This is a genomic window from Bradyrhizobium sp. LM2.9 (assembly GCF_054056555.1).
The window spans coordinates 3,041,580-3,057,715 of record NZ_JBSRYJ010000002.1 but is presented as its reverse complement, the minus strand read 5'-3'; the positions used below and the strand labels follow the sequence as shown (position 1 = coordinate 3,057,715).

General features: G+C 63.7%; 16 protein-coding genes and 1 pseudogene. 8 read left to right on the top strand and 9 right to left on the bottom strand.

Features of this window, described 5'->3' with window-relative positions; all coding sequences use genetic code 11:
- Window positions 1–48: 48 nt before the first annotated feature.
- Window positions 49–528: a PaaI family thioesterase gene (locus tag ACVWW3_RS16485; protein ID WP_456649330.1), complete on the bottom strand. Its 480-nt coding sequence runs from the start codon at window positions 526–528 to the stop codon at window positions 49–51.
- Between the two features lie 183 nt (window positions 529–711).
- Between ACVWW3_RS16485 and purL the strand changes: the two genes are divergently transcribed.
- Window positions 712–2,922 (top strand): phosphoribosylformylglycinamidine synthase subunit PurL, encoded by a 2,211-nt coding sequence (gene purL / locus ACVWW3_RS16480; protein WP_456649331.1) that lies wholly within the window; start codon window positions 712–714, stop codon window positions 2,920–2,922.
- Between the two features lie 122 nt (window positions 2,923–3,044).
- Here the strand turns inward: purL and ACVWW3_RS16475 are convergent, their stop codons facing one another.
- Window positions 3,045–4,223 (bottom strand): acyltransferase family protein, encoded by a 1,179-nt coding sequence (locus ACVWW3_RS16475; RefSeq protein WP_456649819.1) that lies wholly within the window; start codon window positions 4,221–4,223, stop codon window positions 3,045–3,047.
- A 189-nt stretch (window positions 4,224–4,412) separates the two neighbouring features.
- Between ACVWW3_RS16475 and ACVWW3_RS16470 the strand changes: the two genes are divergently transcribed.
- Window positions 4,413–4,586 carry a DUF1328 domain-containing protein gene (locus tag ACVWW3_RS16470; RefSeq protein ID WP_007612121.1) on the top strand — a complete coding sequence of 58 codons (174 nt, stop codon included), beginning with the start codon at window positions 4,413–4,415 and terminating at the stop codon, window positions 4,584–4,586.
- A gap of 132 nt (window positions 4,587–4,718) precedes the next feature.
- Here ACVWW3_RS16470 and ACVWW3_RS16465 read toward each other — a convergent pair whose 3' ends face one another.
- Complete coding sequence (locus ACVWW3_RS16465; RefSeq protein WP_247339137.1) at window positions 4,719–5,078, bottom strand: DUF427 domain-containing protein; 360 nt, start codon at window positions 5,076–5,078, stop codon at window positions 4,719–4,721.
- Between the two features lie 204 nt (window positions 5,079–5,282).
- Between ACVWW3_RS16465 and ACVWW3_RS16460 the strand changes: the two genes are divergently transcribed.
- Window positions 5,283–5,528 (top strand): BolA family protein, encoded by a 246-nt coding sequence (locus ACVWW3_RS16460; RefSeq protein ID WP_212487351.1) that lies wholly within the window; start codon window positions 5,283–5,285, stop codon window positions 5,526–5,528.
- Between the two features lie 25 nt (window positions 5,529–5,553).
- Entirely contained in the window at window positions 5,554–6,747 is a 1,194-nt protein-coding gene (locus ACVWW3_RS16455; protein ID WP_456649332.1) for a low temperature requirement protein A, read from the top strand.
- A gap of 25 nt (window positions 6,748–6,772) precedes the next feature.
- Here the strand turns inward: ACVWW3_RS16455 and egtD are convergent, their stop codons facing one another.
- Together egtD and egtB are read right to left on the bottom strand one after the other, a co-directional pair.
- Window positions 6,773–7,744 carry an L-histidine N(alpha)-methyltransferase gene (egtD, locus tag ACVWW3_RS16450; RefSeq protein ID WP_456649333.1) on the bottom strand — a complete coding sequence of 324 codons (972 nt, stop codon included), beginning with the start codon at window positions 7,742–7,744 and terminating at the stop codon, window positions 6,773–6,775.
- 50 nt (window positions 7,745–7,794) lie between these two features.
- Window positions 7,795–9,093, bottom strand: a complete 1,299-nt coding sequence (gene egtB / locus ACVWW3_RS16445) for an ergothioneine biosynthesis protein EgtB (RefSeq protein WP_456649334.1) — start codon at window positions 9,091–9,093, stop codon at window positions 7,795–7,797.
- A 241-nt stretch (window positions 9,094–9,334) separates the two neighbouring features.
- On the opposite strand from egtB, the gene grxD reads away from it, so the two are divergent.
- The 4 genes from grxD to ACVWW3_RS16425 are packed head-to-tail and all read left to right on the top strand — an operon-like array spanning window position 9,335 to window position 12,809.
- Entirely contained in the window at window positions 9,335–9,661 is a 327-nt protein-coding gene (gene grxD, locus ACVWW3_RS16440) for a Grx4 family monothiol glutaredoxin (RefSeq protein ID WP_247339126.1), read from the top strand.
- A 3-nt stretch (window positions 9,662–9,664) separates the two neighbouring features.
- Window positions 9,665–10,216: an O-acetyl-ADP-ribose deacetylase gene (locus ACVWW3_RS16435; protein WP_456649335.1), complete on the top strand. Its 552-nt coding sequence runs from the start codon at window positions 9,665–9,667 to the stop codon at window positions 10,214–10,216.
- A 45-nt stretch (window positions 10,217–10,261) separates the two neighbouring features.
- Entirely contained in the window at window positions 10,262–11,548 is a 1,287-nt protein-coding gene (locus ACVWW3_RS16430; protein ID WP_456649336.1) for a serine hydrolase domain-containing protein, read from the top strand.
- A 1-nt stretch (window position 11,549) separates the two neighbouring features.
- Complete coding sequence (locus ACVWW3_RS16425; RefSeq protein WP_456649337.1) at window positions 11,550–12,809, top strand: serine hydrolase domain-containing protein; 1,260 nt, start codon at window positions 11,550–11,552, stop codon at window positions 12,807–12,809.
- A gap of 19 nt (window positions 12,810–12,828) precedes the next feature.
- On the opposite strand, the gene ACVWW3_RS16420 is transcribed toward ACVWW3_RS16425, so the two are convergent.
- The 4 genes and pseudogenes from ACVWW3_RS16420 to ACVWW3_RS16405 all read right to left on the bottom strand — a co-directional run bounded on the left by ACVWW3_RS16420 (window position 12,829) and on the right by ACVWW3_RS16405 (window position 16,131).
- Entirely contained in the window at window positions 12,829–13,896 is a 1,068-nt protein-coding gene (locus tag ACVWW3_RS16420; protein WP_456649338.1) for a threonine aldolase family protein, read from the bottom strand.
- Window positions 13,897–14,203: 307 nt separating this feature from the next.
- Window positions 14,204–14,431, bottom strand: a complete 228-nt coding sequence (locus ACVWW3_RS16415) for a hypothetical protein (RefSeq protein WP_456649339.1) — start codon at window positions 14,429–14,431, stop codon at window positions 14,204–14,206.
- Window positions 14,432–14,545: 114 nt separating this feature from the next.
- Window positions 14,546–15,163, bottom strand: coding sequence for a 30S ribosomal protein S4 (gene rpsD / locus ACVWW3_RS16410; protein ID WP_247339107.1), 618 nt, complete (start codon window positions 15,161–15,163; stop codon window positions 14,546–14,548).
- Between the two features lie 198 nt (window positions 15,164–15,361).
- A pseudogene (locus ACVWW3_RS16405) lies at window positions 15,362–16,131 on the bottom strand (acyltransferase).
- Window positions 16,132–16,136: the final 5 nt, after the last annotated feature.

Sequence of the window (16,136 nt, the reverse complement as noted above, 5' to 3'; positions counted from 1 at the left end):
GCTGGACACAAGTCTGGGCGAGGGGGCACCAAAAGGGAAGGCGGCGAGCTATGCGTTTGGCTGCGGTGCCGGCTTCCGCTTCACCCGCTTGATCGTGCCGGAGAAGGTGAAGAGGGGCCGCCCGCCTGATGTCAGCTTGCCGCGCAGGAATATCAGCGAGCCGCCGGCGCGTGAGACTTCGCCGACGCATTCGATCAGTTCGCCCTCGCGTGCAGCGTCGAGGAAGTCGCAGGCGAAATTGGTGGTCACGGCCGGCCCATCCAGTTCGTGGGTGGCGATCGCGAACAGGCAATAGTCGGAAAACGCCATGAAGCAGCCGCCATGGACGTTTCCGGAGCCGTTGAGGTGCTTTTTCTCGACTCGGAACGCCGAGCGGACGCTGCCGTCGTCCTCGATCTTGTGCCAGAACGGGCCGATGTGGCTCTCAAAACTGTCGCGAATCCAGGTTCGCCAGCCCTCGAATTCCCCATCAGTGGCGATGTGGAGGTCGGGGCGGCGGGGCGGGGGCGCTTTGGTCAATTCATGCAAGGAAATGGGCCTTCAATTGCGGGTCTTTTGCCCTTAAATCCGATCTGTCCGCGCTGTGCAATTCCTGTTCCCGCAGCCCACGGCCGCAAAACGTGGGACAGCGGGAAAATGCGCCATAAAGGGCTTTTCCAAGCCGCCCGATGTTCCTAAGAACGGCCAACTGCTGCCGAAAGCCCAAACTCCATGAAGAACGAACCCAAGATCACCCCCGAGCTGATTGCCGCCCACGGGCTCAAGCCCGACGAGTACGAGCGCATCCTGAAGCTGATTGGGCGGGAGCCGACCTTCACCGAGCTCGGCATCTTCTCGGCGATGTGGAACGAGCACTGCTCGTACAAATCCTCGCGCCTTCATCTGAAGGGTCTGCCGACCAAGGCGCCCTGGGTGATCCAGGGTCCCGGCGAGAACGCCGGCGTGATCGACATTGGCGACGGCCAGGCCGTGGTCTTCAAGATGGAGAGCCACAACCACCCGAGCTACATCGAGCCTTACCAGGGCGCGACCACCGGTGTCGGCGGCATCTTGCGCGACGTCTTCACGATGGGCGCGCGTCCGATCGCCTGCCTCAACGCACTGAGTTTTGGCGCGCCCGAACATGCCAGAACCCGGCATCTCGTCTCCGGCGTCGTCGCCGGGGTCGGCGGCTATGGCAATTCCTTCGGCGTGCCGACGGTCGGCGGCCAGGTCCGCTTCCATACCCGCTATGACGGCAACATTCTCGTCAACGCGATGGCGGTGGGCCTCGCCGATACCGACAAGATCTTCTATGCGGCCGCCTCCGGCGTGAACATGCCGATCGTCTATCTCGGCTCCAAGACCGGCCGCGACGGCATCCACGGCGCCTCGATGGCCTCGGCCGAGTTCGACGACAAGTCCGAGGAGAAGCGCCCGACGGTGCAGGTCGGCGATCCCTTCGCCGAGAAGCTGCTGTTAGAGGCCTGTCTCGAGATCATGGAGAGTGGCTGCGTCATCGCGATCCAGGACATGGGCGCGGCGGGGCTCACGTGCTCGGCCGTCGAGATGGGCGCCAAGGGCGACCTCGGCGTCGACCTCGATCTCGACGCAGTGCCGACCCGCGAGAGCGGCATGAGCGCCTACGAGATGATGCTCTCGGAGAGCCAGGAGCGCATGCTCATGGTGCTCAAGCCCGAGAAAGAGAAGGAAGCTGAGGCGATCTTCAAAAAGTGGGGCCTCGATTTCGCCGTGGTCGGCTACACCACGCCCAGCAAGCGCTTTGTGGTCAAGCACGGCGGCGACGTCATGGCCGATTTGCCGATCAAGGAGCTCGGCGACGAGGCGCCGCTCTATGACCGTCCGCATGTCCCCTCGACCGCGCTGCCGGTCGTGCACGCGCGCGAGGTGCCGTCGCCGATGGGTCTCGGCGCTGCGCTGGAAAAGCTGATCGGCACGCCCGAGCTGTGCAGCAAACGCTGGGTCTGGGAGCAGTACGACCACGTCATTCTCGGCAACACCATGCAGCGTCCTGGCGGCGATGCCGCCGTGGTGCGCGTGCAGGACGGCCCGAAGGGCTTGGCGCTGACCGTCGACGTGACGCCGCGCTATTGCGAGGCCGATCCCTATCAAGGCGGCATGCAGGCGGTGGCAGAAGCCTGGCGCAACATCACCGCCGTCGGCGGCAAGCCGCTCGCGATCACCGACAATCTCAATTTCGGCAATCCCGAGCGGCCCGAGATCATGGGCCAGTTCGTCGGCTGCCTGAAGGGCATCTCGGAAGCCTGCCGCACGCTCGACTTCCCGGTCGTCTCCGGCAATGTCTCGCTCTACAACGAGACCAACGGCCGCGCGATCCTGCCGACGCCCTCGATCGGCGGCGTCGGCCTGCTGGATGATTTCACCAAGTCAGCCTCGCTCGCCTTCAAGGCCGAAGGCGAGGCGATCCTCTTGATCGGCGAGAACCATGGCTGGCTCGGCCAGTCGGTGTATCTCCGCGACATCTGCGGTCGCGAGGAGGGCGCACCACCGCCGGTCGACCTCGCCGCCGAGAAGCGCAACGGCGACTGCGTGCGTGGCATGATCCATGCGGGCACCGCGACCGCCGTGCACGATCTCTCCGACGGCGGTCTTCTGATCGCGCTCGCCGAGATGGCGATGGCGAGCGGCATCGGCGCAGAACTGCTCGCGGCGCCGACCGCGCTGGTGCCGCAGGCCTATTGGTTCGGCGAGGACCAGGCGCGCTATCTCGTCACCGTGCCGGAAACGGAAGCCGGCCGGGTGCTCGCCAAGATGCGCGGTTGCGAGGTGCCCTGCGTGCGGATCGGCACCACCGGTGGTGACGCCGTCGCGATCGCAGGCGAAGCGCCGGTTACGATCGAGGCGCTGCGGACCTCGTTCGAACGCTGGCTGCCGGAGTATATGGGCGGGAAGGCGGCCTGAGGGGCTGCCGCACATTCCGTCATTGCGAGCGTAGCGAAGCAATCCAGAGTCTCACCGAGGAGGCAGTCTGGATTGCTTCGTCGCGAGGGCTCCTCGCAATGACGAGGAGAGAGGCCTTGGTCTCACAACACGTGCGACGCCCCTGGAATCTTACGTAAGCCCGCCGTCAGTGCCCAGCTCAGGATCACCGTGAGCACGAAGCCGATCGCGGCCTTCACGATCGCCGGCAGCGAGTAGTCATACAGCGCGTACTGAATCCACAGCGCAATCGGATAGTGCACCAGGAACATGCCGTAGGCATCCGCCTGCATGCGGTCGAGCAGGTTCGGCCCGGGCGCCTTCTGGTCCAGGAAGAAGGCGAGGATCGCGAGCAGGATCGAGCCTGAGAACAGCACGAAGAACGTGCTGTAGATCGCCTGGTACCAGTGCGGCTGCGGGTCGGGATTCCCCAAAACTTCACGCTTGATGTAGATCATGCCCCACATCAGGCAGTACGGGATCAGCGTCGCGAACACCCATAGCCAGCGCTGTTTCGGCAACTGGCCGTCGGCGCTGAGGATGCCGCGATCGAAGTTCGCCGCACCAACGCTGACGCCGATGAAGAAATAGGCGAAGTAGAGCAGGATGCGGCTCGCCTGTACCGAGAACGGCCCGAGTTCGAACCATTTGCTGCCGCCGAAATAGAGCAGCGACGGCACGTAGACGAGGGCGGTGACGACCACGAGCATCAGCCAGAATGCGGCCGGCTGCTCAAATCCGCGCAGCGAGATACGGTTGCCCGGATCGACCAAATGGGCCGAGACCCGGTAGAGCAGGCTCGCGGTCAGGTCGAATGCCAGCAGCACCCACACGAACCAGATCGGCCCGCTCGGCCACGGACCAACCGTCACCGTCTTCCACCAGAACGCCGTGAAGCTCAGCTCGGGCTCGTGCCGCAGCGCGATAGCGTAATAGGCGAGCGGGATGACGGTGAAGGCCGCGATCGCAAACGGCAACCCCAGCCGCAACAGGCGATCGCGGAGAAAGACCGACGGCGCCTTACGTGCGATGCCGGGCCACGTGAACAGTCCCGACAGGAAGAAGAACATCGCCATGAAGAAGCTGTCGGTGGCCAGCACGACGATGTCGAAACCGATCCAGGAGGTCGGATCGGTGTGCCCGAAATAGGTGTAGGGGATGACGGCGTGGTGCAGCAGTACTACCAGCGTGAGGAAGGTGCGGGCGCGATCGAGCGACAGATTGCGCGCCTTGCTCCTCGGCGCGGCGTGCACGTCTGCGCCGATCGTCGCTGAATGTGACATCGTCATCGTGGCCGCCCCGGTCGCGCTCCTGTCCCGGCCGGACTTTGCCGCCGGGAACCGGATTCAGCAAGGGTCGTTTGAGACGTCCGCAGGTCCCGACACCGCTAGGAACCAGTTCCCTGCGACGAAGTTAGCGTTCGCCAAGAGGGCTTGAGGACCGCGACAAGCGGTACAATTTCGGAGCTGGCGATGACGATCCTGAAATGGGCGCTGATCTTCTTACTTGTCTCGATCGTGGCCGGCGTGCTCGGCTTCACCGGTATCTCGGCCGCCTCCGCCGACATCGCCCGCTTCCTGTTCTACGTGTTCGTCGTGATTTTCCTGGTGCTGCTGATCCTGGGGCTCACGATCTTCAGGGCGTAGCGGGGCTGCTCCAGCATTCCCAGTCGTCGTGCCCGGGCCTGTCCCGGGCATCTACGTCCTTTTGTATCCGCGGCAGCCAAGAACGTGGAGGGCCGGGACAAGCCCGGCCCTGACGGTAGGCCCGTGTCGGTGCTACCCCACTTCCTCGATCTTCACCTTGTCCGGATAGAAGGCGAGATGACCGGAAATCTCGGTCATCGCGGGGAAAGGCGTCTCGTAGGTCCAGATCGCGTTGTCGAGCGTCTGGCCGTTGGCCTTGACGCTGTAATAGCTCGCGTCCCCCTTGTAGGGGCAATGGGTGACGCGATCGGTGCGCTCCAGCAGCGCCATATTGGCGTCCTGTCTCGGGACATATTGCACCGCCGGATATTTGGCCTCCTTCAAGATCAGCGCCTTGCTGGTCTCGGCGATCACGATATCGCCCGCCGTAACGCGGACGCGCCGGGGGTTCTGGGTGATGGTGATGGGGTGGTCGGGCCCTGGAAGCTTCATGACTTCACGCCTTTTCGATCAATCTGCCGTGCGTGGCACTTTGTCGTGCCTTTATCAGGATGGGATATAGTGCCGGAAGGCGTGACGTAGAAGGCCGTTCACGCTAAGTTTGTCCCTGCCGGCAAGTTTGGCTTTGCAGATCCGGACCCCGGCAGCGATTCGACGACAAGGCTGATTGCAGCCGCGACAAGGAGTACGACCCGAATGCCCATGGACGCTCACGATATCGAGGCGATGATCAAGGCGGCGATCCCCGATGCCGAGGTGACCATCCGTGACCTCGCCGGCGACGGCGACCACTATGCCGCGACCGTGATCTCGGAATCCTTCCGCGGCAAGTCCCGCGTCCAGCAGCACCAGATCGTCTATCAGTCCCTGCGCGGCCAGATGGGCGGCGTGCTGCATGCGCTGGCGCTGCAGACCGGGGTGCCTGGGGCGCCCGGGGCCTGATTTGATCGTGTGACGGGGGATGACGATGGCTGCGGACAATCCTCGCGGCGCGATGTTTCGCGTCATCCTGCCGAACCAGCACAGCCGCGTCACCAATGCCGAGCTGTTCTTCGACCTCGTCTTCGTTTTCGCGATCACGCAGGTCTCGCACACGCTGCTGCACCATTTCACGCCGCTCGGTGCGGTGCATGTCACGGTGCTGTTTCTCGCGGTGTGGTGGGTGTGGGTCTACACCGCCTGGGTCACCAACTGGCTCAATCCCGAGCTGACGCCGGTCCGGATCCTGCTCTTCCTGATGATGCTGGGCGGGCTCGTGCTGTCGACGACGATCCCGACCGCCTTCGAGGGGCGGGGCCTGTGGTTCGCGATCGCTTACGCAACGATGCAGGTCGGACGTACCGCGTTCTGGATGTTTGCAACGCCGCGACATCGAACTGCGGTCCGGCACAATGCGATTCGCATCCTGACGTGGCTCTCGATCTCCGCGGTGTTGTGGATCGCAGGCGGCCTTTCCGAGGGCGACACGCGGCTATGGCTGTGGATCGCGGCGGTCAGCTGGGAATACATCTCGCCGGCGGCCCGCTTCTGGGTCCCGAAGCTTGGCTTTTCGTCGGTCGAGGCCTGGGCTGTCGAGGGCGGCCACATGGCCGAGCGCTGCGCCGGCTTCATCATCATCGCGCTCGGTGAAGCCGTCGTCGTCAACGGTGCGACCTTTGCCGAGCTGGACTGGACCGCGGACAATCTTTTGGCCTTCGTCTGCGCGCTGGTCGGCAGCATTGCGATGTGGTGGGTCTATTTCCACAAGGGCGCCGAGGCGGGCTCCGAATTGCTCTCGAAGTCCGCCGAGTCCGGCCGCCTGGCGCGGATCGCCTACACTTATCTGCACATGCCGATCGTCGCCGGCATCATCCTGACTGCGGTGGCGGACGAACTGGTGCTGAAACATCCCACCGGCCATTCCGACATCCGGACCATCGTCAGCACGATCGGCGGGCCGCTGGTGTTTCTGGTCGGCACCATCCTGTTCAAGCACGCGATCCGCGGCTTCCTCCAGCTCTCGCACGGCATCGGCATCGTCCTGCTGCTGGTGCTGAGCTGGTTTGCAGCGGAGCTCTCGCCGCTCTGGCTGTCGGTCGCGACCACGGTGATCATGATCGTCGTGGCAGTATGGGAATCGGTGTCGCTGGGATCCACCCCGGAAGAGGCCCAAGAGCATTGAGCCGGAGCCTTTGGCGCCGGAGCGGTTACTCCGCCGCCTCCAGCGCGTGCACCGAGAACATCTTCGCCGTATCCGTCCAGCTCTCGCGCACTTGCCAGCCCGCGCCTTGCGCCAGGGCGGCGAAGCGGTCGAGGCTGTATTTGTAGCTGTTCTCGGTGTGGATGCTCTCGCCCGCACGGAACGAGAAGCTGGTACCGAGCAGGCGCACGGTCTGGCTCTTCTTGCTGATCAGGTGCATCTCGATGCGGTGCCGCTCGCGATTGTAAATCGCGCGATGGGTGAAGGCGGAGAGATCGAAATTGCCGCCGAGTTCGCGGTTGATGCGGACGAGAACATTCAGGTTAAAGCGTGCGGTGATACCGGCGGCGTCGTTGTAGGCGTCGTGAAGCACGCGCTCTTCCTTCTCGAGATCGGCGCCGATGATCATCTGCGCGCCCCGGCCCAGAATAGCTCGCGCGCTCTTCAGGAAGGCCTGCGCTTCATGCGGCTCGAAATTGCCGATGGTCGAGCCCGGGAAGAAGCCGACCTTGGGCATGGATGCCACCGCCTTGGGAAGCTCGAACGGCGTGGTGAAGTCGGCCGCCACCGGGTGGATGCCGAGTGAGGGAAAATCCCGCTTCAGGCCGTTCGCCTGCGCCTTCAGGAAGTCGCCGGAGATGTCGACGGGCACATAGGCCGCGAATTTGCACTGGTTGAGCAGCAGGCGGACTTTTGTGGTCGCGCCCGCGCCGAACTCGACCAGCGCCGCGTGCTCCGGAATGATTTTCGCGATTTCGCTGCCGCGCTCTTTCAGGATCGCAAGCTCCGTGCGCGTCGGGTAATATTCCGGCAGGCGTGTGATTGCCTCGAACAGTTCAGATCCGGCCGCATCATAGAAATATTTCGGCGACAGCTTTTTCGGCTGCTGCGAGAGGTCCCCGATGGCCTCGCGGGCGAAGGCAGTGGTCTGAGCGTCGGGAAGATGGGCTTCAGCCAAAGCGCTGGCGTGCACATTCATGATACTCTCCTGAACGCGCTGTCCGGCGCGCGGTTGTCGTCGGATAATTGTTATTCGTAGTCGGCGAGCCGCAATCCCGTGAACTGCCAGCGGTGGTGCGGATAGAAGAAGTTGCGATAGGTGATACGGCTGTGCCCCTCCGGGGTTGCAAGCGAGGAGCCGCGCAGCACCAGCTGGTTGACCATGAACTTGCCGTTGTACTCGCCGAGCGCGCCTTCGATAGCGCGATAGCCGGGGTAGGGTGAGTAGGACGATCGCGTCCACTGCCAGACGATGCCGAAGGCATCGTTGAGCTGGCCGGCGCGGGCCGCGACTTCCCATTCCATCTCGGTCGGCAGATGTTTTCCGGCCCAGCGCGCAAACGCATCGGCCTCGTAATAGCTGACGTGGCAGACCGGCGCGGTGGGATCGACCGGCTTGAGGCCGGCCAGCGTCATCACATGCCATTGGCCGTCGATCTCGCGCCAATGGCCGGGAGCGTCCCAGCCCTCGTTGTTGACGGCGGCAAAACCGTCCATCAGCCACAGCGTTGCGGTCCGATAGCCGCCGGCGCGCATGAAGGCGAGCCATTCGCCGTTGGTGACGAGATTGCGTGCGACCTTGACCGGGCCGACGAGGGCGCGATGCGCCGGCTTTTCGTTATCGAAATGAAAACTGTCGTCGACATGACCGACGGTATGGATGCCTTCGTTCAGCATCGGCCAATCCTCACCGGCCGGCGTCGCGGTCGGGAAGCACCAGTCCGGATCATAGGCCGGCGGGATCGGATTCTGCGCGAAGGCGTGCAGGATGTCGGTGAACATCAATTCCTGATGCTGCTGCTCGTGGTTGAGGCCGACCTCGACCAGCGGTGCGATCTCGCGCAGCTTGTCCTCGCCGGCCTCGCGGAAGAATTTTACGACCGCAGCGTCGACATATTTTCGGTAGGCGCCGACCTGATCGGCGCTGGGACGGGTGATGTCGCCGCGATGATTGCGGGAATGGCGGGGACCGGCGCTGACGTAATAGGAATTGAACAGGAAGGCGAAGTCAGGGTGAAAGGGCCGGTAACCCGCACAGTGCCCGCCGAGCAGAAATTGCTCCCAGAACCAGGTGGTGTGCGCCCGGTGCCATTTCGTCGGGCTCGCATCCGGCATGGACTGGATCTGCTGGTCCTCCGGCGACAGCGGCGAGGCCCGGCGCTCGGTCTCGTCGCGGACGGTGAGAAACGCGACTTCGAGATTCCGCGCAAGACCGCCCAAATCGGCCGACGGTGACGAAAGCGGGGCGGGGGCCGTAGCGGAGGCTTGTTTCGTCACGTTTTTCTCCAGACAGGACAAGAGAACGTTGTTGGCGCTGCCCGGTTCCAAAACGCGGGGTTCGTCCTAGATAGGGGCTTCGTGACGGTATGAAAGTCCTCCCCGGCGATGATATTCGTGGCATCATGTAATGGGCCGGCGCTGCCCAGACCGTCGGCGCAGGGGGCCGGTCGCCGCCATTTTACTTTGGATGCACAACGGTTTGGGCTACATATATAGGCAGGTATCGGGTTAGATCGGCTGAGCCAGCCCGAAGCGATTGGAGTGGGCTCAGCCCCATAAGGACACGGATATGAGCATCGAGGAATTCATCGCCAACGAAGTGAAGTCGAACGACGTGGTTCTGTTCATGAAGGGTACGCCGCAATTTCCGCAGTGCGGGTTCTCCGGCCAGGTCGTGCAGATCCTCGACCACGTCGGCGTCGGCTATAAGGGCCTCAACGTTCTCGAATCCGCCGAACTGCGCAACGGCATCAAGGACTACTCGAACTGGCCGACCATTCCGCAGCTCTATGTAAAGGGCGAGTTCGTCGGCGGCTGCGACATCATCCGCGAAATGTTCCAGGCAGGTGAATTGCAGCAGCTGTTCTCCGAAAAGGGCGTCGCTGTCGCAGCCTGATACGTGACCGAGCTGACGCGCCGGATTGGCGGCGCCGAACTCGAGGTTATCGTTGCTGACATCACCACACTGAGCGTTGACGCAATCGTCAACGCGGCCAACACGTCGCTCCTGGGCGGGGGCGGCGTGGACGGCGCCATCCATCGGGCGGCCGGGCCCGATCTGGTCGCCGAATGCCGCATGCTTCACGGCTGCAAGACCGGCGATGCCAAGATCACCAAGGGCTATCGGCTCAAGGCCGCCCATGTGATCCACACCGTCGGGCCGGTCTGGAACGGCGGTACGCTCGGCGAGGATGATCTGCTCGCCTCCTGCTATCGCCGCTCGATGGAGCTGTGCGGGAAGCACAAGCTGACCTCGGTGGCATTTCCCGCGATTTCGACCGGCATTTTCCGCTTTCCTGCCGACCGGGCGGCCGATATTGCCGTGCGCACCACGATCGAAGAGCTCGCGGCCGCACCATCCGTCGCTCGCGTGATGTTCTGCTGCTTCGCCGAGCCGAGCGCCAAGCTCCACGCCGAGGCGGTTGCGCGACACAGCAGCCCTTGTGCCTGATGCCGCGGTCAGTACACTCCGCCCGCGATGTTCCGGGGAGGGGATATGATCTTACAGTCTGGACTGCGTGCGTTGCTCTGCGGCGCGCTGGTGTTGCTGGGCGCGATGTCGTTCGCGCGAGCGGAGGGCACCTACGAGATTCCGGCCGGCGCGCATTTTAACCGGGACAAGCTTGCCAAGGTTAGTGAGTTCTTCAAGAACGAGGTCGCGACCGGCAAGATCGCCGGCGCAACCGTGCTGATCCAGCAGCGCGGCAAACCGGTTTTCCGCGAAGCCTTCGGCGTGCAGGACGTGGCGAGCAAGGCGCCGATCACCGACAAGACGATCTTCCGCCTGTTCTCGATGACCAAGGCGATCACCTCGGTTGTCGCGATGCAATTGGTCGAGGACGGCAAGATCAAGCCCGACGATCCGGTCTCGAAATACATTCCGTCCTTTGCCAATGTGAAGGTCGGCGTCGAGAAGAAGGCCGAGGACGGCACCAAGTCGCTCGAACTCGTGCCACCGAACCGGCCGATGACGGTGCACGATTTGATGACGCACACCTCGGGCGTCACCTATGGCTTCTACGGCGACAGCCTGGTCCGCAAGGCCTATCGCGACGCCAACATCTATGCCGGCGATTTTGACCTCGCCGAGTTCGCCGAGCGCATCGCAAAGCTGCCGCTGCACAACCAGCCCGGCGCGCTCTGGCAGTACGGCCATTCCACCGACATCCTGGCGCGCGTCATGGAGGTCGCGAGTGGAAAGCCGCTGCTCGAGATCGAGCGGGAGAAGCTGCTGGTGCCGCTCGGCATGGTCGACACCGGCTTCTTCGTCACCGATCCCGAGAAGCAGAAGCTGCTGGCGCAGCCGGTGCCGAATGACAGTGATTTCCGGGTCGGCCGGATCAACGATCCGACCGTCGCCAAGAAATGGCAGTCCGCCAGCGGCGGCATGGTCTCCACCATGGCGGACTATGCGCGCTTCGCGCAGATGCTGCTCAACGGCGGCACCCTCGATGGCAAAACCATCCTCAAGCCCGAGACGTTCAAGCTGATGGTGACCGATCAGATCGGCCCCAAATCGGGCGTCGATCGCGATTATTTCTACTTCCCCGGCGACGGTTTTGGCTTCGGCCTCGGACTCGCGGTGCGCACCGACCCCGGCAACGCAAAACCGCCGCCGCCCGGCGATCTCGGCGAACTGAAATGGGACGGCGCCTCCGGCTGCTATTTCGTGATTGATCCCAAGCAGGACATGTTCTTCGTGCTGCTGGAGCAGACCCCGACCGAGCGCCAGCGCGTGCAGCGGACATTGAAGCAGCTGGTCTATGAAGCAATGGAGAACTGACATGCGCGGGCGCCGCGCGCTGATCGCGGCGCTCGTCCTTGTGTTAGGCGTCGTTGGTTTGAAGGCAGGCTCCGAGCGCGCCGCGCACAATCTCTCGCCCGAAGGCCTGGCAAAAGTCTCCGACTACATCCGGAACGAGATCGCGACCGGCAAGATCCCCGGCGCCATCCTGCTGCTCCAGCAGCACGGCAAGCCGGTCTATTACGAGAATTTCGGCGTCCGCGACGTCGCGACCGAGATGTCGATGAGCGCGGACACGATCTTCCGCCTCTATTCGATGTCGAAGCCGGTCACGTCAGTCATGGCGATGATGCTGGTCGAGGAGGGCAAGCTCAAGCTCGACGATCCCGTCTCGAAATACATTCGGGCCTTTGCCGGCATGAAGGTCGGCGTCGAGAAGAAGGCCGAAGACGGCAAGGTCGCGCTGGTGCTGGAGCCGGTCAATCGTCCGGTCACGATCAAGGACCTGCTGCGCCACACCTCCGGGCTGCCCTACGGCTATCATGGCGGCGGCATGGTGCGCGAACTCTATGCCGAGGCCAATCTCTTCAACAGCAATCTCAACAATGCCGACTTCGTCGCCAAGATCGCCACGCTGCCGCTGGTCGAGCAGCCCGGCACGGTGTGGGACTACGGCTATTCCACCGACGTGCTCGGCCGCGTCGTCGAGGTCATCGCGGGAAAGACGCTGCTTCAGTTCGAGAAGGAACGGCTGCTCGATCCGCTCGGCATGACCGAGACGGCCTTCTTCGTCGCCCATCCCGCCAAATTCCCGCGCATTGCCGAGCCGATGCCGGAGGATCGCAACATCAATCCGACGATGCAGGTCCGCGACATCAAGCAGCCCGCGAAATGGGAATCGGGCGGCGGCGGCATGGTCGGCACCGTCGGCGACTATGCCCGTTTCGCACAGATGCTGCTGAATGGCGGCACCTATGACGGCCGGCGCTATCTCAAGCCCGAGACCATCGCGCTGATGGCGTCGGATCATATCGGGCCCGAGACCAAGGTCGCACGTGACCAGAACTATTATCCGGGCGGGTCTTCTGGGTTTGGCCTCGGCTTCGCGGTGCGCACGTCGGTGCCGCCCGGTACATCCTGGCCACTTGGCGAATATCGCTGGGACGGCGTCGGCGGCACCTTCTTCTTCATCGATCCCGAAGACGATCTGTTCGGGATCTTCATGGTGCAGACCCCGTCGCAGCGAGGCCGGATTCAACTGGCGCTGAAGACGCTGATCTATCAGGCGATGGGGCGGTGATCGCGGCGGTTCGCGGGACTTAAGCCCCGCGCACGATCTCGCGCACGTAGCCGATCATCTCCTCGATCTGGGTCGCATTGACGTCGAGATGGGTGCAGGCACGGATGCGGCCGTCCATCATCGCAAGCGTCACGCCGCGCTGGCGGAGCGCCGCAACCATCTTGTCGCCGGCAATGCCGGCGCCATCGGGCTTGAAGAACACGAGATTGGTCTCGGGCTCCTGCACGTCGACGCCAGAGATCTGCGACAGTCCGCGGGCGAGTGCGCGCGCGTTGGCGTGGTCGTCGTCGAGACGATCGACGTGATGGTCGAGTGCGTAGATGCACGCGGCCGCGCAGATTCCGGCCTGCCGCATTGAGCCACCGAGGCGCTGCTTCCACTGCCACACCGCGTCGATGAAGGCGCGGGAGCCTGCGAGTACGCCGCCGATCGGCGCGCCCAGGCCCTTCGAGAAGTCGATCCAGGCCGAATCCCACCCCGCCGTCATGTCGCGCGGGGAGATGCCGCTCGCCACGGTGGCATTGAGCAGACGCGCGCCATCCATGTGGGTGACGAGGCCGTGTTGTTTGGCGATCGCGACGATTTCGTCGAGCGCGGCCTTCTTCCAGATCGTGCCGCCGCCGATATTGGCGGTCTGCTCGACGCTGACCACGGTCTGCGGTGGCTGGTAGCGCGTGCGCGGGTGCAGTGCCTTGCGGAATGTCTCCGGCGTGAACTGGCCGTCGGGTCCCTTCAATTGCGTGACCTGGAAGCCGCCGATCGCGGCATGTGCGCCGCCTTCGCGCGCGATGATGTGCGCGCTCTCATGCGCGAGGATCTCGTCACCGGGACGGCAATGCACCAGCGTCGCGGTGACGTTGCACATCGTGCCTGATGGCATGTAGACCGCGGCTTCCTTGCCGAGCAGCTCGGCGACGCGCTCGCACAGCGCATTCACGGTCGGATCGTCGCCGACCTGCTCGTCGCCGACTTCGGCGCGCGCCATCGCCTCGCGCATCGCAGCCGTTGGCTTGGTCTGCGTGTCCGAGAGCAGATTGATGCGCACCGGCGGTGCCTTGGGATCGATGGGGGGAGGGGTATAGAGCATCAACTTGCTCCCTGAGGGAATTGCACTCACTCGCGGTCAGCGAGTTCTGGGTGGACGCCGGGCGGCGTGACGAAACCGCATGATCACGACTTCTGTCGCGGTCACACGATAATCGATCAGATACGGTTAAGGGTTGACCGGCAAGCGACGGACGTATGCACGGGTAGTCGGTCGCCCTGCATAAGGGTGATCCTGAAGAGCGCTATAACGCGGTCACGCATGTGGTCTGCTCCTTGGGGCGAGCGCGCTTCGATGTAGGTCAGAACCTCGTCGATTTGGACGAGCGCCCGCTTCGTATAGCGGACCTTCACAGCCCGTGCTTAGCCCACATCGCGTGGATTTCGTCGACGCTGGCAAGCTCACCGCGAGCGATTTCGGCTTCGGCCCCGGCGAGATCGGCCTCTTCCGCCGGCGTCAGCTGGATCGGAGGCTGATCGACTCCAGCAAGTTCAAGCAGGGTCCGCGCCAATTCGTCCTGCTCTGAATCAGGCAGGCCGGACACTTTGCTAAAGGCCTCTTCCAGAAGACGCGTCATGCTTAACTCTGCAATGCGCAATCCTAGCACATATGGCCTGGGACATGGAAATGGCCGGCTCAAACAAAAAGGCCCCGGAAACCGGGGCCTTTGAGGAATTGATCTGCCGAACTATCAGCGCGAATAGAATTCGACGACCAGATGCGGCTCCATTTGCACCGGGAACGGCACGTCGGAGAGGTGCGGGATGCGCACGTATTTCGCGGTCATCTTGTTGTGGTCCACCTCGAGATAGTCCGGGGTGTCACGCTCAGAGAGCTGGCTGGCTTCGAGGACGTGGGCGAGTTGCTTGGAGGCTTCCTTGACCTCGATCACGTCGCTGATCTTGACCTGATAGCTTGAGATGTTGACCTTGCGGCCGTTCACCTTGACGTGGCCGTGGTTGATGAACTGGCGCGCGGCGAAGATCGTCGAGACGAACTTGGCGCGGTACACGACCGCGTCGAGACGACGCTCGAGCAGGCCGATCAGGTTCTCGCCGGTGTCACCCTTGAGGCGGCTGGCCTCGACATAGATGCTGTGGAACTGGCGCTCGGAGATGTTGGCGTAGTAGCCCTTCAGCTTCTGCTTGGCGCGCAGCTGCACGCCGAAGTCGGAGAGCTTGCCCTTGCGGCGCTGGCCGTGCTGGCCGGGACCGTACTCGCGGCGATTGACGGGGCTCTTCGGGCGGCCCCAGATGTTCTGGCCCATACGGCGGTCGAGCTTGTACTTGGCTTCACTGCGCTTAGTCATCGCGTCCTCTGTAGGTTCATGATTTGAGGAAACGCGCCCTCCTGTGTGACGGGCTAGCCCGGCACTGACAGGTCCGATCCCCAAAGCGTGGGGGAAAGGACCACGGGTCGCGAAACGCTTCGCGGGCCGAAATCGGCCCGCGAGCAAGCGGCTTTTAGGGGAGTTTAGGGCTCACTGTCAATGCGAATGGCCCTGGAATCACGTCCTGACCGCCCGGATCGGCTTGGGGCCGGCTGCCCGCAATTCGGCAGCGATTTCAGTGTTCAGGACCTGCTCCAGCCGGGTCAGGACCCTGGCGATGGGGGCAGCGTCGGTCACCCGGTGATCCCAGCGGATCACGACATGGATGCTCTGGTCAGCCCCGACCACCCCATAGCTGACGATGAAAGGGCCGGGCGTGATGGGGTGAAGCTCGCCCCCGCCATACGCGGCCACCGAGCTCACGGCGAAGCTGCTCCGAACCAGTTGCCGCGCTGCCGGCCGAAATTCAGCCCGATCGCCCAGGACAGGCGCCGCAGCGGCAGCGGCAGACGGGTCGCCCGCATGATCTTGCGGAACATGGGAATTTCGTCGATCGGGGCTGTCTTGGCGCGCCGGATCTCGGCGTCGATTTCGGCCAAGGCTATGGCCTCTGGGCCTGCGATCCGCTGCAACAGCACGCATTCCTCGCCGTCCTCGACCCGGGCGATGGCGACCGAGGCTACGCTCCTCGGCAGCTCATAGAGCATCGGCCAGGGCCATTTGGCGTAAACCGTGCGCAGGAGCGGCTCGTCCCTGGCCACCAGAGCGAAGGCCTTGACGAACATCGCGGCCCAGCCGGCCGGCGCCATCGCGCCCGCGCGGGCGTCCAGCAGAGGGCGGATGTTGAGCGAACGGGAAAGCGACACGAATGGCACGCCGATCGAGGCGCGCATGAGATCGATAATCAGGCGGCGCGGCAGCGAAATGGTCTTTGCTTTCCCGCGCATCGCTC

Bases quoted from the DNA above. Each gene is read 5' to 3' on its own strand.
- purL (WP_456649331.1), top strand. From the start codon at position 712: ATGAAGAACGAACCCAAGATCACCCCCGAGCTGATTGCCGCCCACGGG.
- ACVWW3_RS16475 (WP_456649819.1), bottom strand. From the start codon at position 4,223: ATGTCACATTCAGCGACGATCGGCGCAGACGTGCACGCCGCGCCGAGG.
- ACVWW3_RS16470 (WP_007612121.1), top strand. From the start codon at position 4,413: ATGACGATCCTGAAATGGGCGCTGATCTTCTTACTTGTCTCGATCGTG.
- ACVWW3_RS16465 (WP_247339137.1), bottom strand. From the start codon at position 5,078: ATGAAGCTTCCAGGGCCCGACCACCCCATCACCATCACCCAGAACCCC.
- ACVWW3_RS16460 (WP_212487351.1), top strand. From the start codon at position 5,283: ATGCCCATGGACGCTCACGATATCGAGGCGATGATCAAGGCGGCGATC.
- ACVWW3_RS16455 (WP_456649332.1), top strand. From the start codon at position 5,554: ATGGCTGCGGACAATCCTCGCGGCGCGATGTTTCGCGTCATCCTGCCG.
- egtD (WP_456649333.1), bottom strand. From the start codon at position 7,744: ATGAATGTGCACGCCAGCGCTTTGGCTGAAGCCCATCTTCCCGACGCT.
- grxD (WP_247339126.1), top strand. From the start codon at position 9,335: ATGAGCATCGAGGAATTCATCGCCAACGAAGTGAAGTCGAACGACGTG.
- ACVWW3_RS16430 (WP_456649336.1), top strand. From the start codon at position 10,262: ATGATCTTACAGTCTGGACTGCGTGCGTTGCTCTGCGGCGCGCTGGTG.
- ACVWW3_RS16425 (WP_456649337.1), top strand. From the start codon at position 11,550: ATGCGCGGGCGCCGCGCGCTGATCGCGGCGCTCGTCCTTGTGTTAGGC.
- ACVWW3_RS16420 (WP_456649338.1), bottom strand. From the start codon at position 13,896: ATGCTCTATACCCCTCCCCCCATCGATCCCAAGGCACCGCCGGTGCGC.
- ACVWW3_RS16415 (WP_456649339.1), bottom strand. From the start codon at position 14,431: ATGACGCGTCTTCTGGAAGAGGCCTTTAGCAAAGTGTCCGGCCTGCCT.
- rpsD (WP_247339107.1), bottom strand. From the start codon at position 15,163: ATGACTAAGCGCAGTGAAGCCAAGTACAAGCTCGACCGCCGTATGGGC.